This is a genomic window from Pseudomonas sp. PB103, assembly GCF_009764635.1.
Taxonomy (GTDB): Bacteria; Pseudomonadota; Gammaproteobacteria; order Pseudomonadales; family Pseudomonadaceae; genus Aquipseudomonas.
The window spans coordinates 61,333-87,275 of the sequence record NZ_RWIL01000127.1 but is presented as its reverse complement, the minus strand read 5'-3'; the positions used below and the strand labels follow the sequence as shown (position 1 = coordinate 87,275).

Genomic DNA, 25,943 nt, shown 5'->3' with positions numbered 1-25,943 from the left:
CTGTCTGGCCGGGTGTGCGGTACATAGTTATCGCTTGTGTATCGGCTTGTGTGCACACAGACTTTTGTGGCGAGGGAGCAAGCTCCCTCGCCACAGTTGCGTTCACTTGGAGGCGGGTTTTACCGCAGATTTCAGTTGCGCTGGGCGACGGCGGGCGCCTCGCACTGGGTGTGCGAATCAGGTTGCAGGTACGGCGACAGAATCGGTGCCATGCCTTTGAGCACCTGCACGGGCAGCGCCGAGGTGAACTTGAAGTTCTCCGCCGAGCGCCCCGGTACAAATGCGGTGAGCGTGCCGAAATGATGGTCGCCGATGTAGAACACGAAGGTTGCCGTGCGGTTGATCGATTTCGAACTGAGAATCCGCCCGCCCGAGCCGATGGCTTCGATGCGGTTGTCGCCGGTGCCGGTCTTGCCGCCCATGACCAGCGGTGTGCCGTCGGCGGTTCTGAAGCTGCCGGAAACACGCTTGGCGGTGCCGGAGTCAACTACTTGCGAGAGCGCCTCGCGCATGGCCGTGGCGACTTCGGATGGCATCACCCGTTTGCCGACATGCGGATCGTTGGTCACGCGGGTTTCGTACGGTGTGCCGGCGGCAAAGTGCAGGCTGTCGATGCGCAGGGTCGGCATGCGCACGCCATCGTTAAGGATGGTGCCGATCAGTTCGGCCAGTGCCGCAGGGCGGTCGCCGGAGCTGCCGATCGCCGTCGCCAGCGATGGCACCAAGTGATCGAACGGGTAGCCGACTTTCTGCCAGCGCTGGTGGATTTCAAGGAACGCTTCGATTTCGAGCATGGTGCGAATGCGGCTGTCGCGCGCGCCTTTGTGTTTGCTCTTGAACAGCCAGCTATAGACTTCCTGACGCTCGAAGTGGCTGGCTTTGACGATTTGGCTGAACGTCGCGTCCGGGTTATGCAGCAGGTAGCCCATCATCCACAAATCCAACGGGTGAACCTTGGCGATGAAGCCCTGATCGGGCAAATCATAGCTGCCCGGGCCATAGGAATCGTAGAGACGGATCAAGCGATCATCGGTGAGTTTTTCGGTGAGTTTGGCGCCTTTGAGGTGCGCACGCACAAAGGTGTTGAAGTCTTCCTGGCTCGCGTCCGGCAACAGATAACGATGCACCGCCGCCATGCGGATCGGGGTTGGGCGCATGCTGTCGAGGAAGGTGTCGAGGCGCGCTGGAGTGTCTTTGTTTTTGTACTTTTTCCAGAACTTGAGCAGGAACGACGTGCCTTCGCGGTCGGCGAAACTGGCCAGGTATTCCTGACGCCGGGGGTCGCGGTCATCCTTGAGCAGTTCGGCGCTGCTGTTGGGGCCGGAGTAGGTGACGTAGCGCACCACATCGCGCATCAGGCGAATGAACGGCAGGTTGATCGACTCCCGCAGGGCATCGCGCAGGGTCGGCATGCGGCCGTTGTCTTCCTTGCGAAAGTTATGGAACACATGCAGACCGCCACCGGTGAAAAACGCTTCGCCGGGGCTTGCCGAGTATTTGCGGTCAAGCGCGGCGCCGAGCATTTTCGACAGATCGCGATCCTTGTTTTGCACCAGATAATCGATGACCCACTGGCTCAGGCGATCCTGATCCGGCACGTCGACTTTCTTCAATTCCGGCACGGTCATGCCGGCGTATTTGTCGTGCAGTTCGGCGATGATTTGCAGGTAAGTCGTCAGCACACGCATTTTCGCCGTCGAGCCGAGTTCGAGTTTGCTGCCTTCATTAATGTCGAACGGCTGATCGGTGCTGTCGGTCTGGATGCGTACGCGCGAGCCGTCCGGGGTCAACTCGAACAGGGTGAAGCTGTAGCGCACTTGCGTGGTGCTGGTCGGCGTCAGCAGACGCTCGCCCATCAGGCCGATTTCGGCGGCGAAGGCCGGGTCGGCGAGTTTTTTCAGGTACTCGGTGGCCTGCATTTGCAGGTCGCCTTGCAGGGTGCTGGTGGCCGACAGGTCGAGACGATCAAGGTCATACAGCGGCCGGTTGAGCATGCTCGCCAAACGACTGCGGGCGACGCTGATGCCTTTGTTGGTTTCAATCGGCTGGATGGTTGGCTGGGTTTGCCAGTCGCGGTACGTGACCTTGCTGGCGAGTGCGGCATCGGCCAGCGCGTTGTCGATGACGCCGTTCTGCTTGAGCAGACGCAGGTGGCTGTCGGTGAGGTCGGCGAGTTCTTCGCGGCCCTTGGTCAGGTAATGCGAAGGGCGGCGCTGGGCGATCATCAACGAGAGCATTTCGCGCAGGGCCAGACCTTTGTCGGCCATGGTTTTCGGGTCGGTGGCCGGGCTGTTCAGTTGTTCGTTGGCCTTGTTGAAATCGCTGCCGTACCAGACGCGCAAACCTTCGGCCATACCGTGTACTTCGCCGTGCCCCGGGACTGCCGACAGCGGCACACTGTTGAGGTAATCGCGGACGATGTTCTGCCGCGAAGTCAGTGTTTCAGGTCCGGCCTGATAAGCGCGCACGCTGGCGGAAACCATCTGGCGGATCTTCTCCGCGCCCGATACGGTCAGGCCATCCGGCGAGTGCCGATACTTTTCCAGTTGCGTCGCCAAGGTACTGCCGCCTGCCGACTGACCGGGCAAGTGCAGCAGTTTCGCCACTTGCGACCACGCCGCCATGCCGAATCGCGGCCAGTCCACGGCCGGGTTGGCGCGGGGCTGTTTGGGGTCGAGCAGAAAGCGGTTTTCGATGAACAGCAGGCTGTTGACCACCACGGGCGGAATCGCCGCGAAGTTGGAATAGAGTTGCTGGGGGTAGTTGTATTTATACAGAGGCGCGGCGCGGCAATCGGTGATGGTCAGGCCGGCCTGGATCTTTTCCGAGTAGGGCACGAACAGGCCTTTGTCGGTGTAGCTGAGCAGGGCGGGGGAGAAGCGGGTCTGCTCGGTGATCACATAATTGCGTTTGAGCAGGCGCGGCAGGAATTCATCGAGGGAGCTGTAACCCAGGCGCAAATCGAATGGCCCATTACCGGGGTAGTGAATCGCTTCACTGGGCCCGGGCTCCAGTGTGTAAGTCAGCGATGCGGCGTATTTGCTGACCTCAGTGGACTGGAAACGAGAGGTGCGCATCTCCTTGGCCGCCCCCATGCCAACCACGATGGCAATAATCAGCAGCAGCAACCAGAAAGCCTTCCAGCCATGCCGAGGACGGCGTGGTTTTTTGGGGACAGGCGCTTGATCCACACTCTCAGTCGGAACCACGGTTTTACTCGAATCGGTTTGCCACAAAGCGCCCATAGTCGATTGATCCATTCACGCAGATTGATCGGACTTGTTTGAAGCTTAGACGGTGGTTGGCAGTGGTGAAAAAATTGTGATGGGTTGGGGGTGGGGAGTTGCTGAATAAATCTGGAATGAGGGGCAACTCATTCATCCGTAGTAAGGAATCCATTTAGTACAGGGGTTTTTGTGGCGAGGGGATTTATCCCCGATGGGGCGCGAAGCGCCCCTGTTTTTCCCCACGAAAAGCGGGCCTGCTGCGCAGTCCATCGGGGATAAATCCCCTCACCACAGGTAATGTGAACAGTTGAAAGGGGGGGTTACAGCCAGCATGCATCCCAGAGCGGGTAGTCACCTATCTTCTTGACCAAACCAGCCCGCAATGGATTGGCCACGATGTACCGGGCGAACGGCAGCAAATCCTCATCATCACGAATCGCACGGTCGTGAAAACCGCTCTGCCACAACGGCCCCTGTCTCCCGGTATTTTGATTAATTGCCTGAGTGCAACGGGCCTTTATTCCGCCAATGACTTCCGCAAGCGTGCCACTTTGCAATTGCACCAGCCAATGAAAATGGTCAGGCATCACCACCCAGGCGATGGACTCTACGCAGCTTTGGTCATGTGCCTTACGAAGCTCTGCCACCAGTAACCGGCCTGTTTGCCAATCGGCGAAGACGGGTTGGCGCTGGTGAATCACTGAGGTGATGAAGTAGGCGCGGCCGGGTACGGAGAATCGGCCTTGGCGTAGGCGGTATGAATTTGGATAGTTAGGCACTTCACTTCCTTGTGTTGGTTTGTCGAACCCTCGAGGCTAGTTCCGGGTGGGCAGTTCTGAATCTGTAACTGCTGTGCGAAATTTCTGAATCCAGCGAAGTATTTGTGGTGAGGGGATTTATCCCCGATTGGGTGCGAAGCGCCCCCAAAGCAGGCACCTGATTTCTCCAGATATATCTCATTGGCAGGTTTGGGCCTGCTGCGCAGGCCATCGGGGATAAATCCCCTCACCACAGGGCAATGTGAGCCACAGAGTTCTGAGCTAGAGCCTTCGCGGGATCAATTGCACTAAGGCAGGGGCATGACGGTGCACCAATGCTGTGCAATACTCGCCGCCTTTTTCGGCGGCGAATATTCCTACGAAACGCAGGGAATGCCTCTCCGCAAACCGGGCTTATGCCGAGAGTTGTCGCTGAATGTTGTGGTTTATAGAGTGAAAAGCCCTGCCCAAGGCTTTTTATACTGCACGCCCCGCTGATCTTGCAGGTTTTGTCCTACAAGACGCGTTTGCCCACGAGGCCGACGCGGTTTCAGGGCAGCCAAGGCTTACCGGCCGACGCTGCGACACTCGGTGGTCATATCCAATAACAAGACGAGGTTGCACCCCCATGCCAGTTGGCAATCACCTGCCTCACGGCGACACCGCTCAGGGCGGTCCGCTCAAACGCGAACTCGGCGAACGGCACATTCGCCTGATGGCGCTCGGTGCCTGTATCGGCGTCGGTCTGTTTTTAGGTTCGGCCAAGGCCATCGAAATGGCCGGCCCGGCGATCATGATTTCCTACATTCTCGGCGGCCTGGCGATCCTGGTGATCATGCGCGCCCTCGGCGAAATGGCCGTGCACAACCCGGTCGCCGGCTCGTTCAGCCGCTACGCTCAAGACTACCTCGGCCCGTTGGCGGGTTTTCTCACTGGCTGGAATTACTGGTTCCTGTGGCTGGTGACTTGCGTCGCGGAAATCACCGCGGTGGCGGTGTACATGGGCATCTGGTTCCCCGATGTGCCGCGCTGGATCTGGGCCTTGGCGGCGCTGGTCAGCATGGGCTCGATCAACCTGATCGCGGTGAAAGCCTTCGGTGAGTTCGAATTCTGGTTCGCCCTGATCAAGATCGTCACGATCATTGCCATGGTCATCGGCGGCGTTGGCATCATCGCCTTCGGTTTCGGCAATGACGGCGTGGCGCTGGGCATTTCCAACTTGTGGGCGCACGGCGGCTTCATGCCGAATGGCGTGACCGGCGTATTGATGTCGCTGCAAATGGTCATGTTCGCCTACCTCGGCGTCGAAATGATCGGCCTGACCGCCGGTGAAGCGAAGAACCCGCAGAAGACCATTCCCGACGCAATCGGCTCGGTGTTCTGGCGGATTCTGCTGTTCTACGTTGGCGCACTGTTCGTGATCCTGTCGATCTACCCGTGGAATGAAATCGGCACGCAGGGCAGCCCGTTTGTAATGACGTTTGAACGTCTGGGCATCAAAACCGCTGCCGGCATCATCAACTTCGTGGTGATCACCGCCGCACTGTCGTCGTGCAACGGCGGCATCTTCAGCACCGGGCGCATGCTCTACAGCCTGGCGCAGAACGGTCAGGCGCCGGCTGGTTTCGCCAAAACCTCGAACAACGGTGTGCCGCGTCGTGCGCTGTTGCTGTCGATCGCGGTATTGCTCCTGGGCGTAATGCTCAACTATCTGGTGCCGGAAAAAGTCTTCGTATGGGTGACCTCGATTGCGACCTTCGGCGCGATCTGGACCTGGGTGATGATCCTGCTGGCGCAACTGAAATTCCGCAAAGGCCTGAGCGCCAGCGAGCGTGCCGGCCTCAAGTACAAGATGTGGCTGTATCCGGTCAGCTCGTACTTTGCGCTGGCATTTCTGGTGCTGGTGGTCGGCCTGATGGCGTACTTCCCGGACACGCGCGTGGCGCTGTATGTCGGGCCAGCATTCCTGGTGCTGCTGACGGTGTTGTTCTATGTGTTCAAGCTGCAACCGACACAAGTGTCGCAAGGTGCGGCGCGTTCGGCTTCGTAAGTCGTAAGCGCTGTAACGACGAAGCCCCGGTCGAGAGATCGGGGCTTTTTTGTGGACGCTGTTCTTAAGGATCGTATGAACCTGTGGCGAGGGGATTTATCCCCGATCGGCTGCGCAGCAGTCTAAGACCTGTGCATGCGGTCGGCGGTGAATGGTCTTGGGGCTGCTTCGCAACCCATCGGGGATAAATCCCCTCGCCACAGGTGAAGCAGCAGTCATCACATGAAAATTGGTCACTACTGGTAAAGCAGTCACCAGAGGGATGCCTATCCAAATCCTGCCGGGACCCAAGTAACCACCGGTCTGATAAGGCGATACAAAACCACGGTGCAGGTTCAAAGCTTTATCTCCACCCAGAGGCGCGGCCATGAAAATCAGCGATTTTCTTGTGCGAGAACTCGGCCGCCGTCAGGTCGTGCTGTTCTTCTTGCTCGCGACTTCGCTGTATGTCCTGCCGTTGATCCTCGCTGACTTCCCCTACATCGACGACAACTGGCGTGCTCTCGCGGCTGGCGATGCCTGGGCCGGGCAGGGGAGATTGTTCGCCGATTGGTTCTATCAGGCGCTGACCTTCACCGGCGCTGCGCCGGACATCTTTCCGCTGCCGCTAATCATCGCCACTGTGGCTATGAGCCTGGCCCTGACTCGCCTGACCTTTCACTACTTCCCTGAACCGACGCTGGCCAGTTGCCTGGTTGCGTTGCCGCTCTGGTACAACCCGTTCCTGCTGCAGAATCTGTCCTATCAATACGACGGCCCAAGCATGGCGCTCAGTCTGGTTGCGGTGATTTACGCGATCACCTTTCATGGCTCGTCCAAAGTGCAACGCTGGCTGGTCCCGGCGACGTTGCTGGCGCTGGCGATCGGGCTGTACCAGATCAGCCTCAACGTGTTCCTCGGGCTATGCGCAGTAGAGTTGGTTCGGGCAATTGCCCGTCAAACCGATGTGCTGGAAATGCTCGGCTGCAAACTCGCGCAACTGGTTCTGGGGATACTGATTTACGCCATCACCGCGTACCCGTTCATGGAGTCCGGACGTGGCGAATTGCTGCAATGGAGTGCCGATCCGTTGCTGCAGATGGGCATCAATATCGGGCGGGTTTCAGACAAAGTCGCGTTGCTCTTTCACAGCGGTTACGCGTGGGTATTCGCCGGGTTGGTGCTGTGTGCATTGTTCGGCGCTGTGCGGATCAGCACGCAGGTTTTCCAGCACCGTAAACAGGCTCTGGCGTTCAAGCTGATCAGCCTGCTGACCCTGCCAGTCCTCATGCTGCTGATCCCCGGCATCACCCTGATCTTCCGCGATTTCAATGAAGGTGCGCGCACGCTGATGGGCTTCGGCGTACTGCTGGTGTTGCTGTTCTACCTTGCCCATCTTGGCCTGGCGTCGCAGCACCGACGATTACCCTTACTGCTGATCGTCCCGCTGCTGGCAACGCTGTCGCTGTCCTTTGCTTACGGACGCGTGCTGACGATGCAGAAAACCTTCGCCAACCATGCGCTCTACAGCCTCAGCCACGACATCGCCGCGCATCGGGAACTGCGTGAAGCCAAGCGGATTTACATGTCGGTGAGCTATTCCGAACACTGGCTGATCGGCGCGGCCGGCTCGTTCAAGCGCTTGCCGGTTTTGCCTTATCTGCTGAACGTCGACTACTACCTGCTCGCGGAAAACCTGCCAAGCGTCGGCATCATTAACGTTGTCGCCGAGCGCGAGCGGCGCAATGCCACGCGCGTCGGTTACTTGGGATATCCGGCGCTAGTGGAGAGCCAGTACTACCGGATTTACCTGATCGGCGACTACGGCTTCATCGTCATGAACGAGCCGCCGCGGATCAGGTCGCTGCGCTGGTAATCGTTTCAGGCCGCGGCGGGTTCATTCGGCTCAAAACTGTCCGCCCGCGCCATCTGCCACATCCGTGAATAGAACTCGCCATTCACTTCCCCGGTGAGCAATTCACCCGGTTTGAGGAACACATGCAACTGCGAGAACAGCTTGATCTCGGTCGCCGACATGCGCCGCACCAAATGCTTGGCCGACAGTTGCGACGGATGTTCAAGCCCCGCCGCCGCGAGCATTTCCGCCAGCGCTTTCAGCGTGCTGCGATGGAAGTTGAACACCCGCTGCGCTTTGTCCGGTACCACCAGTGCACGTTGGCGCAAAGCGTCCTGAGTGGCGACGCCGGTCGGGCATTTATTGGTGTGGCAGCTTTGCGACTGAATGCAGCCGATGGCGAACATGAAACCGCGCGCCGAGTTGGCCCAGTCGGCACCGATGGCCAGCACGCTGGCGATGTCGAAGGCGCTGACGATTTTGCCGCTGGCGCCGAGTTTGATCTTGTCGCGCAGATTCAGCCCGACCAAGGTGTTGTGGACGAACAGCAGGCCTTCGCGCATCGGCACGCCGATGTGGTCGGTGAATTCCACGGGCGCTGCGCCGGTGCCGCCTTCCTTGCCGTCGACAACGATGAAGTCCGGGAGGATGCCGGTTTCCAGCATGGCTTTGGCGATGCCCATGAACTCCCACGGATGGCCGAGGCAGAACTTGAAACCCACCGGTTTGCCGCCGGACAGTTCACGCAGTTGCTGGATGAAATGCATCATTTCGATCGGCGTGGAAAACGCGCTGTGGCGTGATGGCGACACGCAGTCTTCGCCCATCATGATCCCGCGGGTTTCAGCAATTTCCTTGGTGACTTTGTGTTTGGGCAGGATGCCGCCGTGGCCGGGTTTGGCGCCTTGGCTCATCTTGATTTCAATCATCCGCACTTGTGGGTTTTGCGCTTGGGTGGCGAAGCGTTCCGGGTCGAAACGGCCATCGCTGGTGCGGCAACCGAAGTAGCCGCTGCCCAGTTCCCAGGTCAGATCACCGCCGTGTTCGCGGTGATACGGGCTGATGCTGCCTTCGCCGGTGTCGTGGGCGAAGTTGCCGAGCTTGGCGCCTTGGTTCAATGCGCGAATGGCGTTGGCGCTGAGTGAGCCGAAACTCATCGCCGAGATGTTGAACACCGACGCCGAGTACGGCTGCGAGCACTGCGGGCCGCCGACGGTGACGCGGAAGCTGCTCGGGTCGCTCAGTGGCGCCGGGCGCATCGAGTGGCCGATGAATTCGAAACCCGCTTGATAAACGTCGATCAGCGTGCCGAACGGTTTGTCGGCGGTTTCGTTTTTCGCTCGCGAGTAGACCAGCGAGCGCTGGGCGCGGGAGAAGGGCAGGGCGTCGCTGTCGGATTCCAGCAGGTATTGGCGGATTTCCGGACGGATGCCTTCGACCAGATAGCGGATGTTGCCGAGGATCGGGTAGTTGCGCCGCACCGCGTGCGGGGTCTGCAGCAGGTCGAACAGACCGAGCAGGCTGAGGACGCTGGTGACGGCGGTGATCGGCCACAGCCAGTCGTGGTCGAGGAAAGGCAGGCTGGCGAGGGTGAAAATCACGCAGACGGCAAAGAAGGCGTAGCGGCTCAGGAGTGACAGGCTCATACGGTTTCCCTGGTTCGGACTCAGTGGGTTGCAACCCTGTGGCAGCAGGCGGGCTAGCAGGTGGGCCTGCTGGTGGGATCTATTGTGGTGAGGGGATTTATCCCCGACGGGTTGCGTAGCAGCCCCAAAACCATTCACTGCGGTTTAACAGAAAGACCGCATGCATAGACTTTGGGGCGGCTTCGCCACCCATCGGGGATAAATCCCCTCACCACAGGAATCGATTCCCACAGGAGAGCATTTCAGCGCTGTTTCAGGCGTTCTGGGCCTGAAGAAAAATCGAAAACAGCTCGGACTGGGATTTGATCCCCAGCTTGCTGTACATGTGTTTCTTATGGACTTTCACGGTTTCTACGGAGATTTCCAGCTTACGGGCGATTTCTTTACTGGAGCAACCGCTGAGCATCAATCGCCCGACATCCAGTTCGCGGGCGGTCAGTTGCGCGCCCTTGAGTTGTTGCACCGAGGTTTCCAGTTGCAGCCGCCAATCGGCGGAGGCTGGGGCCACGCTTTCGCTGAGTTCATAGGGCAGACGCTGGCGCAACAGCGCGAGCACCCACGGCTGGATCAACGACAACAAGGCAATCTGCTCGCTGCTGAAACGCTGTTTGCTGCCCAGCGACAGGCACAGCGTGCGATCGCCCTCAAGCTGACAATTGAACTGGATTTCGTCGGCGACGACATTCAGACGAAAGTATCGCTGGTAATACTCGGTCAGCTCGAAATGCTCGGGCGCCACTTCCCACAGGCGGAACAGTCCCGAACGTGATTGCTCGCGACTGGCGATATAGAACGGGTCGAGCAAGTACAGCCCACGCAGATAATCTTCAAACAAGGCGTCCGGAATGCCTTCTTCGCCGGGGCTGGCGGCGAACACTTGCGGGTGCTGGTCTGAACTGAACAGCAGCGCCACCCAGCTATCGAACGGCATGTACTGGTCGAGCAAACGCACCAGTTGCGCCCAGAAATTCGGCTTGTCGAGCGCCTCGATCAATTGCCCGACGGTGCGATGCCAGGTGATGTCGTCGAAGGAAAGTGTCATCGATTTACCTTGAATGGCCGGCCGGATGCTGCTGCGCATACTGGCCCAGTCACCGCGACCGGGCAATCATTGAACATGGCTGACGACCCGCCCCATCCTGTAGGAGCTGCCGAAGGCTGCGATCTTTTGATCTTGTTTTCTTTCAGGATCAAGATCAAAAGATCGCAGCCTTCGGCAGCTCCTACAGGGTTGTGTGGCGTATGGCGGGTTTGCGTGGGATCCTTTGCATTTTTCGAAACAAGGGCCGTTTTTATGTCGACGCTTTCCGGTGCTACTCCTTCCATTATTCGCATCGCCGCCGCCCTGTTGATCGGTTCGGACGGTCGCACCCTGCTGGTTCGCAAACGCGGCACCACTGCATTCATGCAACCGGGCGGCAAGATCGAAGCGCATGAACTGCCGGTGCATGCTTTGGCCCGTGAGCTGGGAGAAGAGCTGGACCTGCGGATCGATCCGGCGCAGGCGATCTTCCTCGGCCAGTTTTCTGCGCCGGCCGCCAACGAGCCGGGATTTGTCGTACAGGCAGACCTCTTTCTTCTGACGATCAACGTCGTCGTTTCCCCGGCAGCGGAGATCGAAGAAGTGATCTGGATCGACCCGACCACCGACGGCGATGTCGTTTTGGCGCCATTGACACGGGATAAGATCCTGCCGTTTTATCGAGCCTCGCTGACCGCCATCGCTTGATCATCCATGCAAAGGACGTTGCCATGATCCCGCTTCAAGACTTGCTGATATTCGCCGCCGCCGCGTTGCTGATGGTGCTGACGCCCGGGCCGAACATGATTTATCTGATCTCGCGTTCGATCTGCCAGGGGCGCAAGGCCGGGGTGACCTCGTTGCTGGGTGTGGTCGCCGGGTTCTTTGTGCATATGTTTGCCGCGGCAGCGGGTTTGACGGCGGTGTTCCTCGCCGTGCCGATGGCCTACGAAGTGTTGAAGTGGGCCGGGGCGCTGTACCTGTTGTGGCTGGCCTGGCAAGCGGTGAAACCCGGTGCGCGTTCGCCGTTCGAAGCGCAGCAATTGCCACCGGATTCGTCACGCAAACTGATCACCATGGGCTTTCTCACCAGCGCGCTGAACCCGAAGATTGCGGTGTTTTATCTCTCGGTGTTTCCGCAATTCATCTCACCTGAGCACGGTTCGGTGTTTACTCAAAGCATCATTCTGGGGCTGACGCAGATCAGCGTCAGTTTCACCGTCAATCTGTTGATCGCGTTGTTCGCGGCGGGGATTGCGTCGTGGTTCGTGCGCAACCCGACGTGGTTGGCGATGCAGCGCTATTTCATGGGTTTTGTCTTGGCCGGGCTCGCGGTACGGCTGATGATCGAGCAACGCAGGACGGCTTGAATCATGTGGATCGAACGGCTGGACGCCAGTCATGCCCTGGCTTATCGGGCGTTGATGCTTGAGGCCTATGATCGCCATCCGCAGGCGTTCACCTCCAGCGTGCGCGAGCGGGCGGTGATGCCGTTAAGCTGGTGGGAGGCGCGGCTGACCAGCAAGCTCGATGTGGTGCTCGGGGCTTTTGAGGCTGGGACGCTGGCCGGGATTGTCGGGCTGGCCTTCGAGCCTCGGGAAAAGGCTCGGCACAAAGCCACGTTGTTCGGGATGTATGTGTCGGCGGATTTTCGCCAGCGCGGTTTGGGGTTTGAACTGGTGCAGGCGGCACTGGCCGAAGCGCAGAACCATCCTGCGCTGAAGGTCGTTCAGTTGACCGTTACTGCCGGGAATGATGCTGCGTTCAAACTTTATGAGCGTTGCGGCTTTATCCAGTTTGGCCTTGAGCCATTGGCGGTGCGGGTTGGCGAAGACTACTTCGACAAGATCCATATGTGGCGTGAACTCATTCGCCAGTGAACACCCCTTTGTGGCAAATGGATCTCTTGTGGCGAGGGGATTTATCCCCGTTGGGTTGCGAAGCAGCCCCAAAACCATTCACCACGTTTTACCTGAAATACCGCATGCATAGATTTTGGGGCTGCTGCGCAACCCATCGGGGATAAATCCCCTCGCCACAGTGTTTCTCTCTGGTGTGATCAGCGAACTGCGCTAACCCCATCCAATGTCGAGAACGAAGTGTCCTTCGCCGTCAGCAAAAAGTCGCGCATGTACGGCGCATCCAGCATGTCCGCGCGGATCGCTGCATACAGCGTGGCAAACAGCCCTTTCTCACCCAGCCGCTTGGCCTTCACGTAGCCGCGCGAGCTGTATTCATGCAGCGCCCAATGCGGCATGCCGCACACGCCACGGCCACTGGCGACCAGTTGCATCATCATTACCGTCAGCTCCGAGGTACGCACCTGCGCCGGTTCGATATCCGCCGGTTCGAGGAAGCGCGTGAAGATGTCCAGACGATCGCGTTCCACCGGATAGGTGATCAGCGTTTCCGTGAGCAAATCCTCCGGCACGATGTACGGCTTGCTCGCCAACGCGTGCTGATTGGCCACCGCCAGCATTGCCTCATAGGTAAACAGCGGCACATAGGTGATGCCGGCAATTTCCAGCGGGTCGGACGTCACCACCAGATCCAGATCACCGCGCGCCAGCGCCGGCAGTGGCGCAAAGGAGAAGCCCGAGGCGAGGTCGAGTTCGACTTCCGGCCAGGCATCGCGGAACTGGTCGATGGTCGGCATCAGCCACTGAAAGCAGCTGTGGCATTCGATCGCCATGTGCAGACGCCCGGCAGTGCCACCGGCCAGACGACTGATGTCACGCTCGGCGGCGCGCAGCAGCGGCAGGGTTGCATCGGCCAGTTGCAGCAGGCGCAGACCGGCGCTGGTGAAACGCACCGGTTTGGTCTTGCGCACGAACAGTTGCATGCCCATGCGCTCTTCCAGTTCCTTGAACTGGTGGGACAGCGCCGACTGCGTCAGGTGCAGGCGATCAGCCGCGTCGACGAGGCTGTCGGCTTCGCGCAGGGCATGAAGGGTTTTCAAGTGACGGATCTCAAGCACCGATGGCTCCATGAACAAAATTTGCTGATTCAGCGATGGTGGTGAGTTTGTCTCATGTTGGCGAGGCTGTCGACCGCGACTGAGCGAGCGGCGCAATGACCGCTCGGCACTCTTCATCAAACTGTCACGCAACTGTGGCAGCGCGCTTGAACAAACTTCATCAGACTCGCGCTCTACTGGGGTTCTGCGTTTCGGTGTTTTTCATGCACAAGTTGTTTTTATCAGTCGCGGCCATGTTGGCCGCGCTTTTGTTCGGTGCGCCGTCGATGGCGGCCGCGCGTTGCGATGTCAACGTGCCGACCGAGCACGTCGATCTGCAACAAGTCAGCATTGCTTATCAAAGCATTGGTCGCGCGTCGGATCCGGCGTTGCTGCTGGTGATGGGCCTGGGCGGGCAGTTGATTCACTGGCCGGACGAGGTGGTGGTCGCGCTGTGTCAGCAGGGCTTTCGGGTGATCCGTTATGACAACCGCGATGTCGGTCTGTCGACCTGGCGCCAGGCGCCGGAGGAGGCCAACCTGACCTTCGAAGTGCTGCGCTACAAACTCGGTCTGCCAGTGTCGGCGCCGTACAGCCTGACCGACATGGCCGACGATGCGCTGGGCCTGATGGACGCGCTGCACGTCGAGCAATTCCACGTATTGGGCGCGAGCATGGGCGGCATGATCGCCCAACACATGGCGGCCATGGCGCCGCAGCGGGTCGAGAGCCTTACGTTAATCATGACCACCTCGGGCGCTGAAGGCTTGCCGGCGCCGAGTGCAGCGCTGGTGCAGTTGTTGTCGCGGCGTGGCGCACCGAATCGCCAGGTGGCGCTGGAGCAACAGGCTGATTTGTTGGCGGCGCTGGGCAGCCCGGCGGTGACCGATGATCGGCGGGCTTTGTTGCAACAGGCAGCGGCCTCGTATGACCGTGCGTTCAACCCCGAGGGTGTGAAGCGGCAGATCATGGCGATCCTCGCCGAACCGAGCCGTGTTGCATTGCTTAACCAGTTGCGCGTACCGACGCTGGTAGTGCACGGCACGGCGGATCCGTTGTTGCCGGTGATGCATGGTGTGCATCTGGCGGCGCATATTCGCGGCAGTCAATTGAAGCTGATTCCGGGGTTGGCGCATCGGTTTCAAGAGGCATTCAAGGAACCGTTATTGGCAGCGGTGTTGCCTTATTTGCAGCAGCACCGAGAAGACACTTCGCATTGGGCGCAGATTGAGCCGGTGGTGGGCGGGAATCTGCTGTAACCATCAGATATGGTCGCCCCTGGAGGCCCCATCGCTGGCAAGCCAGCTCCCACATTTGGAATACATCCCCTGTAGGAGCTGCCGAAGGCTGCGATCTTTTGACGTTGTCCTTAAGATCAAAAAGATCGCAGCCTTCGGCAGCTCCTACATTTGCAGGGTGATCAGGGTGTATCGTGCAAACTTTCCCGCACGATTTCCCCTGCGAGGTGTTTGATGAATTCCGCTTTGAAAATCGATTTTGTCAGCGATGTCTCTTGTCCGTGGTGCGTTGTCGGTTTGTATGGCTTGCTGCAAGCGCTGGAGATCTTGCGCAACGAAGTGCAGGCCGAGATCCGTTTCCAGCCGTTCGAGCTGAATCCGAAAATGGGTATCGACGGGCAGAACATCGCCGAACACATCCAGGAAAAGTACGGCTCGACGCCGGAGCAATCGCAGAAAAACCGCGAAGCCATTCGCGCCCGTGGCGCTGAACTGGGGTTTGCCTTTCGCACCGATGGCAACAGCCGCATTTATAACACCTTCGATGCGCATCGCTTGCTGCATTGGGCGGGGCTTGAGGGTTTGCAGCTGCCGTTGAAAGAGGCGTTGTTCAAGGCGTATTTCAGCGATGGCGGCAATCCTTCCGATCACGGCCAACTGGTGCAGATCGCGGAAAGTGTCGGGCTGGATCGTCAGCGCGCCGAGTCGATTCTGGCGACGGACGAGTTTGCCGACGAGGTGCGTGAAGAAGAACAGCGGTGGCTGCAGCGCGGGGTCAGTTCGGTGCCGACGGTGGTGTTTAACGGTCAGTACGCAGTGACGGGCGGACAACCGGTAGACACATTTGTCGGCGCGATCCGCCAGATCATGGCCGAGTCAAAAGGTGGCACCGTCAACGGCTAAACACATTCCCATGTAGGAGCTGCCGAAGGCTGCGATCTTTTGATCTTTTTAAGGGCAAGATCAAAAGATCGCAGCCTGCGGCAGCTCCTACATGGGTTAGCTGTGCAGGCGGACCCAAACGGTTACCAGCACGGTGGCAGCCATCAGCCACGCGACGGCCGCCACTGCCAACGAAGCCTCCAACCGCATCCGATCCACCATCACGTACAACGTCGCCAGATACACAAAATACGGAATGATCGACCACATCCCGAACACGATCGTGGTCTTTAAATCCTCGATCGAACGTCCCTTGCCGACGATGTAATGCGCAATCAGCGCAAACGTCGGAAACAACGGCACCAAGCCTGCGATGTAATAGTTTTTGGTCTTCGACAGCGCCGCGATGATCAGCACCACCGCGGCGCCCAACAGGGCTTTGAAAAACAGGTCCACGTCGTTCTCGCTTAATGGCTCAGGCCGTATTTTTTCACTTTGTCGAACAGCGTGGTCTTGGCCATGCCCAATTCCAGGCTCGCCTGGGTCAAGTTGCCGCCACTGCGTTGCAGGGCGTCGCTGAGCAGGTTGCGCTCGAACGCTTCTACCGCTTCGGCAAACCCCAACCCTTGTCCGCCGCTGTTGGCACCGGACTTCTTGAACGCCGGCAAACCCAAAGCAAACCGCTCGGCGACGTTGCGCAGTTCACGCACGTTGCCCGGCCAGTCGTGGCTCATCAGGTTCGACAGGGTCTGGTTGTCCAGCTCCGGTAGCGCACGATCGAAGCGCAGGGCCGACTGCTGGGTGAAGTGTTCGAATAGTTGCAGGATGTCTTCGCGGCGTTCGCGCAGGGGCGGTAATTCCAGCGTCACCACGTTGAGGCGGTAGTACAAGTCGCTGCGAAATTCGCCGGCCCTGCTCGATTCGTCGAGGTCGGACTTGGTCGCCGCGATCACCCGGCAATCCACCGCCACGCTCTGGTTTGAACCGAGGCGTTCGAGGGTGCGCTCCTGCAAGACGCGCAGCAATTTGATCTGCAACGGCAGCGGCATGCTTTCCACTTCATCGAGGAACAGCGTGCCGCCGTCAGCGTGTTCGATCTTGCCGATGCGCCGTTTGCCAGCGCCGGTGAACGCATTGGCTTCGTGACCGAATATTTCGCTTTCGAAGAGGTTTTCCGGGAGACCGCCGCAGTTCAGCGCGACGAACTGTTTGCTGTGGCGCCGACTGAAATCGTGCAGGCAACGGGCGACCAGTTCTTTGCCGGTGCCGGTCTCGCCTTCGATCAGCACGTTGGCCGAGGTGTCGGCGACGTTGGCGATCAGTTCGCGCAGGTTCTGCATGGCTGGCGAGCGGCCGATGATGCGTCCTTCAAGGGAATCACGTTCAGCCAATTGCCGGCGCAGCGACGACACTTCACGGGCGAGGCTGCGTTGTTCCAGCGCACGTCGCGCGACATCGACCAGCCGCTCCGGCGAGAACGGTTTTTCCATGAAGTCGTAGGCGCCTTTCTGCATCGCACCGACGGCCATGGAGATGTCGCCGTGGCCGGTGATCAACACCACCGGCAGGCTGCGGTCGCGTTGCTTGAGGCGGGTCAGCAGTTCCAGGCCATCGATGCCCGGCAGGCGGATGTCGCTGATGACAATGCCGGCAAAGTTGTCGCCGACTCGCTCCAGCGCTTCTTCGGCACTGCCGACGCCGACGCAGGGAATGTCTTCAAGGGTCAGCGCCTGTTGGCAGCCGAGCAGCACATGGGGGTCGTCTTCGACGATCAGTACACTGAGTTCGGGGTTCATATTGGCTCGGCGGGAGTAGGGCTTACCAACGGTAAACTGAGGACGAAAGTGGTGCCGCCGCTGGCCGGGTGTTCAACACCCAGATGCCCACCGGTGGCGGCGGCGAGGCTGGCGGAAAGGGTCAGGCCCAAGCCCAGGCCTTGTTCGCCGGGCTTGGTGGTGAAGAACGGCTCGAACAAATGCTTGCGCGCTTCGGCGTCGACACCATGACCGTTGTCGCGCACGCGCAGGCGATATTTGCCGTTGAATTCTTCGCCTTCCAGCCACAGCTCGGGCAGCGGTTGCGCCTGCATGGCATCGAGGGCGTTGCCGATCAGGTTGACCAGAATCTGCTCGAGGCGGGTCTGGTCGATCTGCACCTGAACGTCAATGAACTGCCGATGCAGGTCCAGCGCCGAGCTCTCCAGGCGCGCACCGAGCAATTGCAGCGCCGCGTCCACGGCTTTGCCGAGGCTGGCCTGGCCCTGATTGTCACCACGCCGGGCGAACGAGCGCAGGCTGGCGGTGATCCGACCCATGCGGTCGATCAGGTCGTTGATGGTCTTGAGGTTGGTGCTGGCGACATCGAGCTGACCGCGCTCCAGAAAGCGTACGGTGTTGCCCGACAGCGTGCGCATCGCGGCCAGTGGCTGGTTCAATTCGTGGGCGATGCTGGTCGACATCTGGCCGATGGCGGCGAGTTTGCCGGCCTGTACCAGCTCGTCCTGCGCGCGGCGCAAGGTCTCTTCCGCCTGGCGGCGTTCGCGGATCTGACTCTTCAGTCGCTCGTTGCTGGCGCGCAGGTCGGTGGTGCGTTCGGTAATCCGACGCTCCAGTTGATTGTTGGCCTCCTGCAAGGCTTCGCGGGCAGCGAGGCGGGTGGCGATGACCTTGCGCCGCTCGTTCCAGGCGATCAGCAGGAAGGCGACCAAAGCGAACGCCACGGCGACCAGAATGCCTTGGTTGATCGCCTCGCGACGCAAATCCTGCAATGGCGTGAGCAGAGTGAAATTCCACGGCGTGTCGCTCAGCGGTCGGGTCTGCGCCAGGTAGCTGATGTCGTCTTCGCCGGACTGCACTTCGCTGTTGGCAGGGAAGGTCAGTTTCTCCACGCCTTCGGACAAGGTTTCGCGAGCCAACGGTTGCAGTTCGTTGAGCGGGAACCAGTAATACTGCAGGCTGCGCGCGAGTTTTTCTTTGGTGATTTCACTCAGTGGAATCACCGACTTGAGGCGGCGGGCCGGATCGCTGGAGAGAATGATGATGCCGTTTTCATCGCTGACGAAGGCTTCCAGACGCGCGCGCTGCCAGCGTTCTTCCATGGCTTCCAGACGCACTTTGACCACGGCGACGCCGATGATTTTGCCGTGCTCTTCGAGGCCGTGGGCGAGGTAATAACCAGGTTCGCCGTTGGTGCTGCCAATGCCGTAGAAACGCCCGGGTTCGCCGCGCACGGCTTTCTGGAAATAGGCGCGGAAGGACAGGTCTTCACCCAGATAACTGTCGACATCGCGCCAGTTGCTGGTGGCCATGACCCGGCCGGTAGTGTCCATGACGTAGATGGCTCGACTGCGGCTGCGTCGGTTCAGGCCTTCAAGGTAAGCGTTGACCGTTTCCCGGTATTGCGGAGTCGGGTCGGCCAGCAGCTGCGAGACACTGGTTTCGAGTTCCAGCAGGCTGGGCAGGTAGGTGTATTTGCTGATCTCGCTTTCGACCGCGCGGGCGTGCAGTTCGAGTTGACGCTGGCCGTTCTCGCCGAGGCTGCGGATGCCGAAATGTTCACTGGTCCAGAAGCCGATAAAACCCAGGCCGACCATCAGGGCGATGATCAGTGGCGGCAGGAACAAATGACGAATCAGACGGGGCTTCACGGCAAGTGATGGCGGTGCGGCGCGATAGAGATTGGGGTCGCATTTCATCACAGATGCCTTGGGTCAACCACAACACTTGTTTGTGAATCACCGCTGGTTTGCAGGTGGACTCTGTGGCGAGGGGATTTATCCCCGATCGGCTGCGCAGCAGTCGTCAAACCATTGCATGCGGTTCGACTTTGAAATGCTGGGGCCGCTGCGCAGCCCATCGGGGATAAATCCCCTCGCCACAGGGGATCTCATTGTCAGGCAGCCCGCACCCCACAGAGGGGGGACGGGTGTGTGGCTTTTAGTGCTGCAGGATTTTCTCGAGGAAGTGCTGCGCGCGTTCGGAGCGGGCGCTGATGTCGCCGAAGAATTCCTCTTTCGGGCAGTCTTCGATGATCTTGCCGGCGTCCATGAAAATCACCCGGTCGGCCACTTTGCGCGCAAAACCCATTTCGTGGGTCACGCACATCATGGTCATGCCTTCGTGGGCCAGTTGCACCATCACGTCGAGCACTTCGTTGACCATCTCCGGGTCGAGCGCCGAAGTCGGTTCGTCGAACAGCATGACGATCGGGTCCATCGCCAGCGCACGGGCAATCGCCACACGCTGTTGCTGACCACCGGACAGTTGCCCCGGATGCTTGTGGGCATGCGCCGACAGGCCAACGCGTTCGAGCAGTTGCAGACCTTTCTTGGTCGCCTCTTCCTTGCTGCGGCCCAGCACCTTGATCTGCGCGATGGTCAGGTTTTCGGTGATGGTCAGGTGCGGAAACAGTTCGAAATGCTGGAACACCATGCCGACGCGCGAACGCAGTTTTGGCAGGTTGGTCTTCGAGTCGGCAATCGAGGTGCCGTCGACGACGATGTCGCCTTTCTGGAACGGCTCCAGTGCGTTGACGCATTTGATCAGGGTCGATTTGCCGGAGCCCGACGGGCCGCAGACCACGATCACTTCGCCTTTTTTGACCTCGGTGCTGCAATCAGTCAGCACCTGGAAGTCCCCATACCACTTGTTGATGTTCTTGATAGAGATCATACGGCGAACCTTTTTTGCAGACGCTTGACCAGCAGCGAGGCGGAAAAGCTGATGATGAAGTAGACGACACCGGCGAAGATCAGGAACTCGTTGGACCGGCCAATGATGTCGCCGCTGGAGCGGGCGGAGTTGAGGAAGTCCACCAGGCCCACGGTGTAAACCAGCGAGGTGTCCTGGAACAGGATGATCGACTGTTGCAGCAGCAGCGGCGTCATCTTGCGGAACGCCTGGGGCAGGATGATCAGACGCATGGTCTGGCCATAGGTCATGCCCATCGCTTGTGCGGCGGCCATCTGGCCTTTGGGGATCGACTGCACACCGGCCCGGACGATTTCGCAGAAGTACGCAGCTTCGAACATCATGAAGGCCACGACGCAGGAGGTGAACGCGCCAATCGGTGTGTCTTCGCCAGTAATCCAGCGCAGCACGAACGGTACCGCCAGGTAGAACCAGGTGATTACCAGCAGCAGCGGGATCGAACGGAAGTAGTTCACGTAAGCGCCGGCGACGCGCGACATCAGTTTGCTGGACGACAGGCGCATCAGCGCAAGGATGGTACCCAGCACGATGCCGCCGACCACGCCCATGACCATCAACTGCAAGGTCATGACCATGCCGTTCCACAGGCCCGGGATGGCGGGGATGATGCCGCTGAAATCGAAGTCCATTATTTACCCCCCACGGAGATCAGGCCGGGCACCGCGACTTTCTTCTCGACCACGCGCATCAGCAGCATCAGGCTCATGTTCAGGGTGAAGTAGATCAGCGTGGCCAGGGTGAAGGCTTCAAACAGGTTGGCCGAAAACTCAGCGGTCTGTTTGGTTTGCGCGAGCAGTTCCATCAGGCCGATCAGGGACGCCACGGAGGAGTTCTTGAAGACGTTGAGGAATTCCGAGGTAAGCGGCGGAATGATGATGCGGTAGGCCTGGGGCAGCAGCACGTTCCAGTAGATCTGTGGCAGCTTGAAACCCATGGCGCGGGCGGCGGCTTCCTGGCCGCGTGGCAGCGCCTGGATGCCAGTGCGCACTTGTTCGCAGACGCGGGCAGCGGTGAACAGGCCCAGGCACACGACAACGCTCAGGTAAGCCGAGGTGGTCGGGTTGAGATCCTGTTTGTACCAGTCCTGCAGGTTTTGCGGCAGCAGATCAGGCACCAGGAAGTACCAGATGAACAGCTGAACCAGCAGCGGCACGTTGCGAAACAGTTCCACGTAGCAGGTCGCGATGCCCGATACGATACGGTTTGGCACCGTGCGCATGACGCCCAGAATGGACCCCAGCAGCAAGGCGATGATCCATGCCACGATGGCAATGGCAATGGTCCAGCCCAAACCGGTGACGTACCAGTCGAGATAAGTCTCGCTGCCGACGCCGGTGGACTTGAAGAACACGCCCCAGTCCCAGTTGTAATTCATTAGGGTCTCCCCTCGAAATCGATCGATGTACAAGCACCCGCTTGGGGAAGATCCTTTCCCGCCCGACGTTGAACGCCGGGCACACGCGATCGGCTCGGAAACCGCCAGGTCGAGTGTTCCACAGTACAGCCAGCAGGTAGTAACAGACGCCTGAGGGAGGGTGGCTCCCTCAGGTGATAAGGTTAGTCAGGAATCAGATTTTTACGTCAGGCGCCGGCTTGTCGCTCGGGGTGGCGATCAGATCTTTTACCTTGTCGCTCATCGGGAAGTTCAGGTTCAGGCCTTTTGGTGGGATCGGGCTCTCGAACCATTTGCTGTAGATCTTGTTGATCTCGCCAGACTTGTACAGGGCGACGATGGCGTCATCGACAGCTTTCTTGAAGGCCGGGTCGTCTTTACGAACCATGCACGCGTAGGCTTCGAACGACTGCGGGGTACCGGTGATGATCCAGTCGGCCGGCTTCTTGGCCTTGGCTTCTTCGCCGGCCAGCAGGGCGTCGTCCATCATGAAGGCAACGGCGCGGCCGCTTTCCAGCATGTTGAAGGATTCGCCGTGGTCTTTGGCGGAGATGATGTTCATGCCCATCTGCTTGTCGGCGTTCATCGCTTTGATGATGCGCTCGGACGTGGTGCCCGCGGTGGTCACGACGTTTTTGCCTTTCAGGTCAGCGAAGTCAGCGTAGGACGGCTTGCCATCCTTGTCTTTCTTGACCAGCAGACGGGTGCCGATTTCGAAGATGTTCACGGTGAAATCGACTTGCTGAGCGCGTTCGGCGTTGTTGGTGGTCGAGCCGCACTCGATATCCGCGGTGCCGTTCTGGATCAGCGGGATACGGGTTTGCGAGGTCACCAGGTTGTACTTGACCTGCAGATCGGGCTTGTTCAGGTCTTTTTTCAGGGCTTCAACGATGGCCACTTGAATGTCGTGGGAGTAGCCCACTGGTTTGCCGGAAGCATCGGCAATGTAGGAAAACGGAATAGAGCTGTCGCGGTGAGCGAGCGTGATGGTGCCCGAATCGTTGATTTTCTTCAGGGTGCCGGTGAGTTCGGCGGCGAAAACTGGCGTGCTGATCAGAGCGGCAGCAATGGCTGCGCCCAGGATATGGGGAACGATGCGCATCAAATTTTCCTCGACATTGTTTTTTTTATGGAGCCAGTTCGTCGGCCCTTTTGTGCTTCGAATGCCTGACGGCTCCTGAAGTGTTGGCACAACAGGCATTCGTCGAGAGAGTGTAGAGCATGAGTCGTGCCAGACCAGTCGCGAATGGTTAAGTCGATGATTTATAAGGTTATTAAATTTTTAAGGCAGTTTTTTTGAGCCCGGCTGATCCGGTTAACCGAATCGACCCGGAAGTCGCGTTCGGAAAACCGAACAATCTTTCAATCACTACGCTCATTGGATGATCGCCCAAGCACCACACAACCCTGTGGCGAGGGGATTTATCCCCGATAGGTCGCGAAGCGGCCTCTCTTTAAATGCAAAAGGGAGGACTGCTTCGCAGTCCATCGGGGATAAATCCCCTCGCCACAGGGGTAGTGGCAGGCAAAGTAAGTTACGCCGCAACAAAAAGCCCCTGAACCTTGCGATTCAGGGGCTTTTTGTTTAACCAATGTTCAAATCACGCCGCTTCAATCTTGCTACGGTTCTGCTCAACCTTACCCAGATACGCCGCAAGCTTCTCCTGCTCCGCCGGAGTGGTAAACAACCCCAGCTTGCTACGACGCCACAGAATGTCATGCGCCGAGGTCGCCCACTCTTCGCTGCACAGGTAATCGACTTCACGGGTGTAGAGCCCGCCGCCAATGTGCTCGCCCATGTCGGCGAGGGTTTCAACGCCCTCGAGCATGCGCCAGGTGCGGCTGCCGTACGTGGTCGACCAACGCCGGGCGATCTCGCTCGGCACAAAGTCGTACTTGTCGCGAATCAGCGCGCTCAAGGCTTGCGGCGTGGTCATGTCTTCGCCGCCGGGCAGGTTGGCCGTGGCTGTCCAGCTTGGACGCATCTGAGTGAAGAACGGCATCAACTGCGCCATCGCCGATTCGGCGAGTTTGCGGTAGGTGGTCAGCTTGCCGCCGAACACCGACAGCAGTGGCGCTTCTTCGCTGTTGCCAGACAGGGCCAGGGTGTAATCGCGGGTGACCGCCGACGGGTTATCGGACTCGTCGTTGCACAGCGGACGTACGCCCGAGTAGCTGTGCTGGATGTCGTCGCGGCTCAGCTGCTTTTTGAAGTGTGCGTTGACCACTTTCAGCAGGTAATCGGTTTCGGCATCGGTAATCGCCACTTTTGCCGGATCGCCAGTGTATTCACGGTCGGTGGTGCCGATCAGGGTGAAGTGGTTGTTCAGGTACGGAATGGTGAAAACGATGCGCTGATCTTCGTTTTGCAGAATGTGCGCGTGATCGCCTTCGTACAGTTTCGGCACGATGATGTGGCTGCCCTGAATCAGACGGATGCCGTACGGCGATTCCATCTTCAGGTCGTCACGGATGAACTTGGCAACCCACGGGCCTGCCGCGTTCACCAGCGCTTTGGCGGTGATCGAAAACAGGCTGCCGTCGGCGCGTTCCAGGTTCAAGTGCCACAAACCTTTGGCGCGGCGGGCGCTGACGCAGCGAGTCTGGGTATGGACGTGGGCACCTTTTTCACGAGCGGCCATGGCGTTGAGTACCACCAGGCGAGCATCGTCGACCCAGCAGTCGGAGTATTCGAAGCCTTTCTTGATTTCGCTTTTCAGCGCGCTGTCGGCACCGAACTTCAGGCTTTTCGAACCTGGCAGCTTTTCGCGCTTGCCGAGGTTGTCATACAGGAACAGGCCTGCACGAATCATCCACGCCGGACGCAGGTGCGGACGGTGCGGCAGCACGAAGCGCATTGGCTTGACGATGTGCGGGGCCTTGGCCAGCAGCACTTCACGCTCGGCCAATGCTTCGCGCACCAGACGGAATTCGTAATGTTCGAGGTAGCGCAGGCCACCGTGGATCAGCTTGCTGCTGGCCGACGAAGTGTGGCTGGCGAGGTCGTCCTTTTCGCAAAGGAACACCGAAAGCCCGCGACCGGCGGCATCCGCTGCGATCCCCACGCCATTGATCCCGCCGCCGATAACGGCAATGTCGTAGATCTCGGAGAGTGGGGGCGTACGCAAGGTAGAGGTGGACATCGGCTGGCCTCGGGCTCTTTTGATTTTCTATATTGGAAATCGAACATTAATGTTCATTTGCGAAAATGGTAGCCCATAAACACGCGCGCAGCCAGTCACGTTCGATTGAAAAAACTCATCGAAGGGCGGTTAAAAGAAAATTTTCGAACATTAAAAGCAAAAAGATCGCAGCCTTCGGCAGCTCCTACAGGTCAAGTGAACCCATGTAGGAGCTGCCGAAGGCTGCGATCTTTTGATCTTGGGGGGGGGTTAAACGACTTCCAACCGAATCTTGTGCTGACTCAACAACTGCGCCAACGCCGGCACCGGCTGCTGATCGGTCACCAGACAATCAATCAAACTGATCGGCCCCAACCGAATCATCGCATTCCGCCCGAACTTGCTCGAGTCGGCCGCCAGAATCACCTGCCGCGCATTGGCAATGATCGCCTGGGAAACCCGAACTTCCTGATAATCAAAGTCCAGCAAACTGCCGTCTTCATCAATACCGCTAATCCCGACCAGCGCGAAATCAACCTTGAACTGATTAATGAAGTCCACACTCGCCTGACCCACTACACCGCCATCACGACGCACATTGCCGCCAGTCAGCAACACATCGAAATCATCCTTGGCACTGAGCATCGAGGCCACGTGCAAGTTGTTGGTGATGATCTTCAGGTGATTGTGATTGAGCAGGGCGCGGGCAATCGATTCGGTGGTCGTACCGATGTTGATGAACAGCGAGGCATGATCGGGGATCTGTGCGGCGATGGCTTCACCGATGCGTTGTTTTTCATCGCGCATCTGATCGGCGCGCATCGCATAGGCAGTGTTTTCGACGCTGGAATCATAGGCGGCGCCGCCATGGTAGCGACGCAACAGATTGGCTTCCGCGAGTTGATTGATATCGCGGCGAATGGTTTGCGGGGTAACAACGAACAGCGTGGCCATTTCCTCGATGCTCACATAGCCGCGTTCGCGGACCAGCTCGAGAATTTGCTGCTGACGGGGAGGCAGATTCATGGGGCTTCCTTTGGGCTGCCGTGCAAAATTTGCCCATGATGCCGCAGGAATCCGCTCCCTACCAGTTAGTTGCCTATCAGT

General features: G+C 59.1%; 21 protein-coding genes. 7 read left to right on the top strand and 14 right to left on the bottom strand.

Annotated elements, in window-relative coordinates:
* Window positions 1-131: 131 nt before the first annotated feature.
* A complete protein-coding gene (locus EJA70_RS23475) occupies window positions 132-3,245 on the bottom strand; it encodes a transglycosylase domain-containing protein (protein WP_158833849.1) in 3,114 nt (1,037 codons plus the stop codon).
* 302 nt (window positions 3,246-3,547) lie between these two features.
* Window positions 3,548-4,006: a transposase gene (locus EJA70_RS23470; RefSeq protein WP_158833847.1), complete on the bottom strand. Its 459-nt coding sequence runs from the start codon at window positions 4,004-4,006 to the stop codon at window positions 3,548-3,550.
* A gap of 607 nt (window positions 4,007-4,613) precedes the next feature.
* Between EJA70_RS23470 and EJA70_RS23465 the strand changes: the two genes are divergently transcribed.
* Both EJA70_RS23465 and EJA70_RS23460 read left to right on the top strand, forming a co-directional pair.
* Window positions 4,614-6,035 (top strand): amino acid permease, encoded by a 1,422-nt coding sequence (locus tag EJA70_RS23465; protein ID WP_158833845.1) that lies wholly within the window; start codon window positions 4,614-4,616, stop codon window positions 6,033-6,035.
* Between the two features lie 367 nt (window positions 6,036-6,402).
* Complete coding sequence (locus EJA70_RS23460) at window positions 6,403-7,890, top strand: glucosyltransferase domain-containing protein (protein WP_158833843.1); 1,488 nt, start codon at window positions 6,403-6,405, stop codon at window positions 7,888-7,890.
* A gap of 5 nt (window positions 7,891-7,895) precedes the next feature.
* On the opposite strand, the gene EJA70_RS23455 is transcribed toward EJA70_RS23460, so the two are convergent.
* Both EJA70_RS23455 and EJA70_RS23450 read right to left on the bottom strand, forming a co-directional pair.
* Window positions 7,896-9,515 carry an FMN-binding glutamate synthase family protein gene (locus EJA70_RS23455; RefSeq protein ID WP_158833841.1) on the bottom strand — a complete coding sequence of 540 codons (1,620 nt, stop codon included), beginning with the start codon at window positions 9,513-9,515 and terminating at the stop codon, window positions 7,896-7,898.
* A 253-nt stretch (window positions 9,516-9,768) separates the two neighbouring features.
* Window positions 9,769-10,557 carry a LuxR C-terminal-related transcriptional regulator gene (locus EJA70_RS23450; protein ID WP_158833839.1) on the bottom strand — a complete coding sequence of 263 codons (789 nt, stop codon included), beginning with the start codon at window positions 10,555-10,557 and terminating at the stop codon, window positions 9,769-9,771.
* Window positions 10,558-10,809: 252 nt separating this feature from the next.
* On the opposite strand from EJA70_RS23450, the gene EJA70_RS23445 reads away from it, so the two are divergent.
* From EJA70_RS23445 to EJA70_RS23435, 3 genes are read left to right on the top strand one after another with little or no spacing between them, the layout of a single operon-like run.
* The gene (locus EJA70_RS23445) at window positions 10,810-11,244 is read left to right on the top strand and encodes an NUDIX domain-containing protein (protein ID WP_158833876.1); all 435 of its coding nucleotides are present in this window, start codon (window positions 10,810-10,812) and stop codon (window positions 11,242-11,244) included.
* 23 nt (window positions 11,245-11,267) lie between these two features.
* Window positions 11,268-11,906 carry a LysE family translocator gene (locus EJA70_RS23440; protein WP_158833837.1) on the top strand — a complete coding sequence of 213 codons (639 nt, stop codon included), beginning with the start codon at window positions 11,268-11,270 and terminating at the stop codon, window positions 11,904-11,906.
* Between the two features lie 3 nt (window positions 11,907-11,909).
* On the top strand, window positions 11,910-12,416 hold the full coding sequence (locus EJA70_RS23435) for a GNAT family N-acetyltransferase (RefSeq protein ID WP_158833835.1): 507 nt from the start codon (window positions 11,910-11,912) through the stop codon (window positions 12,414-12,416).
* 179 nt (window positions 12,417-12,595) lie between these two features.
* On the opposite strand, the gene metR is transcribed toward EJA70_RS23435, so the two are convergent.
* Complete coding sequence (gene metR / locus EJA70_RS23430) at window positions 12,596-13,513, bottom strand: transcriptional regulator MetR (RefSeq protein WP_008087231.1); 918 nt, start codon at window positions 13,511-13,513, stop codon at window positions 12,596-12,598.
* 203 nt (window positions 13,514-13,716) lie between these two features.
* Here metR and EJA70_RS23425 point away from each other — a divergent pair, with 203 nt between their 5' ends.
* Window positions 13,717-14,751 (top strand): alpha/beta fold hydrolase, encoded by a 1,035-nt coding sequence (locus EJA70_RS23425; protein WP_158833833.1) that lies wholly within the window; start codon window positions 13,717-13,719, stop codon window positions 14,749-14,751.
* Window positions 14,752-14,964: 213 nt separating this feature from the next.
* A complete protein-coding gene (locus EJA70_RS23420; protein ID WP_158833831.1) occupies window positions 14,965-15,633 on the top strand; it encodes a DsbA family oxidoreductase in 669 nt (222 codons plus the stop codon).
* 96 nt (window positions 15,634-15,729) lie between these two features.
* Here the strand turns inward: EJA70_RS23420 and EJA70_RS23415 are convergent, their stop codons facing one another.
* The 9 genes from EJA70_RS23415 to EJA70_RS23375 all read right to left on the bottom strand — a co-directional run bounded on the left by EJA70_RS23415 (window position 15,730) and on the right by EJA70_RS23375 (window position 25,862).
* Window positions 15,730-16,068, bottom strand: a complete 339-nt coding sequence (locus EJA70_RS23415) for a GlpM family protein (protein WP_008079444.1) — start codon at window positions 16,066-16,068, stop codon at window positions 15,730-15,732.
* 11 nt (window positions 16,069-16,079) lie between these two features.
* Window positions 16,080-17,408: a sigma-54 dependent transcriptional regulator gene (locus EJA70_RS23410; protein WP_008079441.1), complete on the bottom strand. Its 1,329-nt coding sequence runs from the start codon at window positions 17,406-17,408 to the stop codon at window positions 16,080-16,082.
* Window positions 17,405-19,306 carry an ATP-binding protein gene (locus tag EJA70_RS23405; RefSeq protein WP_158833829.1) on the bottom strand — a complete coding sequence of 634 codons (1,902 nt, stop codon included), beginning with the start codon at window positions 19,304-19,306 and terminating at the stop codon, window positions 17,405-17,407. Before EJA70_RS23405 ends, EJA70_RS23410 begins: the two co-directional genes overlap by 4 nt.
* A 241-nt stretch (window positions 19,307-19,547) precedes the next feature.
* Entirely contained in the window at window positions 19,548-20,282 is a 735-nt protein-coding gene (locus tag EJA70_RS23400) for an amino acid ABC transporter ATP-binding protein (RefSeq protein WP_007963947.1), read from the bottom strand.
* Window positions 20,279-20,950 carry an amino acid ABC transporter permease gene (locus EJA70_RS23395; RefSeq protein WP_158833827.1) on the bottom strand — a complete coding sequence of 224 codons (672 nt, stop codon included), beginning with the start codon at window positions 20,948-20,950 and terminating at the stop codon, window positions 20,279-20,281. The genes EJA70_RS23400 and EJA70_RS23395 overlap by 4 nt, the downstream gene beginning before the upstream one ends.
* On the bottom strand, window positions 20,950-21,696 hold the full coding sequence (locus tag EJA70_RS23390; protein WP_158833825.1) for an amino acid ABC transporter permease: 747 nt from the start codon (window positions 21,694-21,696) through the stop codon (window positions 20,950-20,952). The genes EJA70_RS23395 and EJA70_RS23390 overlap by 1 nt, the downstream gene beginning before the upstream one ends.
* A 193-nt stretch (window positions 21,697-21,889) precedes the next feature.
* On the bottom strand, window positions 21,890-22,816 hold the full coding sequence (locus EJA70_RS23385) for a glutamate/aspartate ABC transporter substrate-binding protein (RefSeq protein ID WP_008079434.1): 927 nt from the start codon (window positions 22,814-22,816) through the stop codon (window positions 21,890-21,892).
* Between the two features lie 499 nt (window positions 22,817-23,315).
* Window positions 23,316-24,857 (bottom strand): glycerol-3-phosphate dehydrogenase, encoded by a 1,542-nt coding sequence (glpD, locus tag EJA70_RS23380; RefSeq protein WP_158833823.1) that lies wholly within the window; start codon window positions 24,855-24,857, stop codon window positions 23,316-23,318.
* A 249-nt stretch (window positions 24,858-25,106) separates the two neighbouring features.
* Window positions 25,107-25,862: a DeoR/GlpR family transcriptional regulator gene (locus EJA70_RS23375; protein ID WP_007916700.1), complete on the bottom strand. Its 756-nt coding sequence runs from the start codon at window positions 25,860-25,862 to the stop codon at window positions 25,107-25,109.
* Window positions 25,863-25,943: the final 81 nt, after the last annotated feature.

Coding starts and splice junctions, on each gene's coding strand:
- EJA70_RS23390 (WP_158833825.1), bottom strand. CDS start 21,696: ATGAATTACAACTGGGACTGGGGCGTGTTCTTCAAGTCCACCGGCGTC.
- EJA70_RS23465 (WP_158833845.1), top strand. CDS start 4,614: ATGCCAGTTGGCAATCACCTGCCTCACGGCGACACCGCTCAGGGCGGT.
- EJA70_RS23450 (WP_158833839.1), bottom strand. CDS start 10,557: ATGACACTTTCCTTCGACGACATCACCTGGCATCGCACCGTCGGGCAA.
- EJA70_RS23395 (WP_158833827.1), bottom strand. CDS start 20,950: ATGGACTTCGATTTCAGCGGCATCATCCCCGCCATCCCGGGCCTGTGG.
- EJA70_RS23460 (WP_158833843.1), top strand. CDS start 6,403: ATGAAAATCAGCGATTTTCTTGTGCGAGAACTCGGCCGCCGTCAGGTC.
- EJA70_RS23410 (WP_008079441.1), bottom strand. CDS start 17,408: ATGAACCCCGAACTCAGTGTACTGATCGTCGAAGACGACCCCCATGTG.
- EJA70_RS23475 (WP_158833849.1), bottom strand. CDS start 3,245: ATGGGCGCTTTGTGGCAAACCGATTCGAGTAAAACCGTGGTTCCGACT.
- EJA70_RS23405 (WP_158833829.1), bottom strand. CDS start 19,306: ATGAAATGCGACCCCAATCTCTATCGCGCCGCACCGCCATCACTTGCC.
- EJA70_RS23420 (WP_158833831.1), top strand. CDS start 14,965: ATGAATTCCGCTTTGAAAATCGATTTTGTCAGCGATGTCTCTTGTCCG.
- EJA70_RS23375 (WP_007916700.1), bottom strand. CDS start 25,862: ATGAATCTGCCTCCCCGTCAGCAGCAAATTCTCGAGCTGGTCCGCGAA.
- EJA70_RS23425 (WP_158833833.1), top strand. CDS start 13,717: ATGCACAAGTTGTTTTTATCAGTCGCGGCCATGTTGGCCGCGCTTTTG.
- EJA70_RS23440 (WP_158833837.1), top strand. CDS start 11,268: ATGATCCCGCTTCAAGACTTGCTGATATTCGCCGCCGCCGCGTTGCTG.
- EJA70_RS23445 (WP_158833876.1), top strand. CDS start 10,810: ATGTCGACGCTTTCCGGTGCTACTCCTTCCATTATTCGCATCGCCGCC.
- EJA70_RS23400 (WP_007963947.1), bottom strand. CDS start 20,282: ATGATCTCTATCAAGAACATCAACAAGTGGTATGGGGACTTCCAGGTG.
- EJA70_RS23455 (WP_158833841.1), bottom strand. CDS start 9,515: ATGAGCCTGTCACTCCTGAGCCGCTACGCCTTCTTTGCCGTCTGCGTG.
- glpD (WP_158833823.1), bottom strand. CDS start 24,857: ATGTCCACCTCTACCTTGCGTACGCCCCCACTCTCCGAGATCTACGAC.
- EJA70_RS23435 (WP_158833835.1), top strand. CDS start 11,910: ATGTGGATCGAACGGCTGGACGCCAGTCATGCCCTGGCTTATCGGGCG.
- EJA70_RS23385 (WP_008079434.1), bottom strand. CDS start 22,816: ATGCGCATCGTTCCCCATATCCTGGGCGCAGCCATTGCTGCCGCTCTG.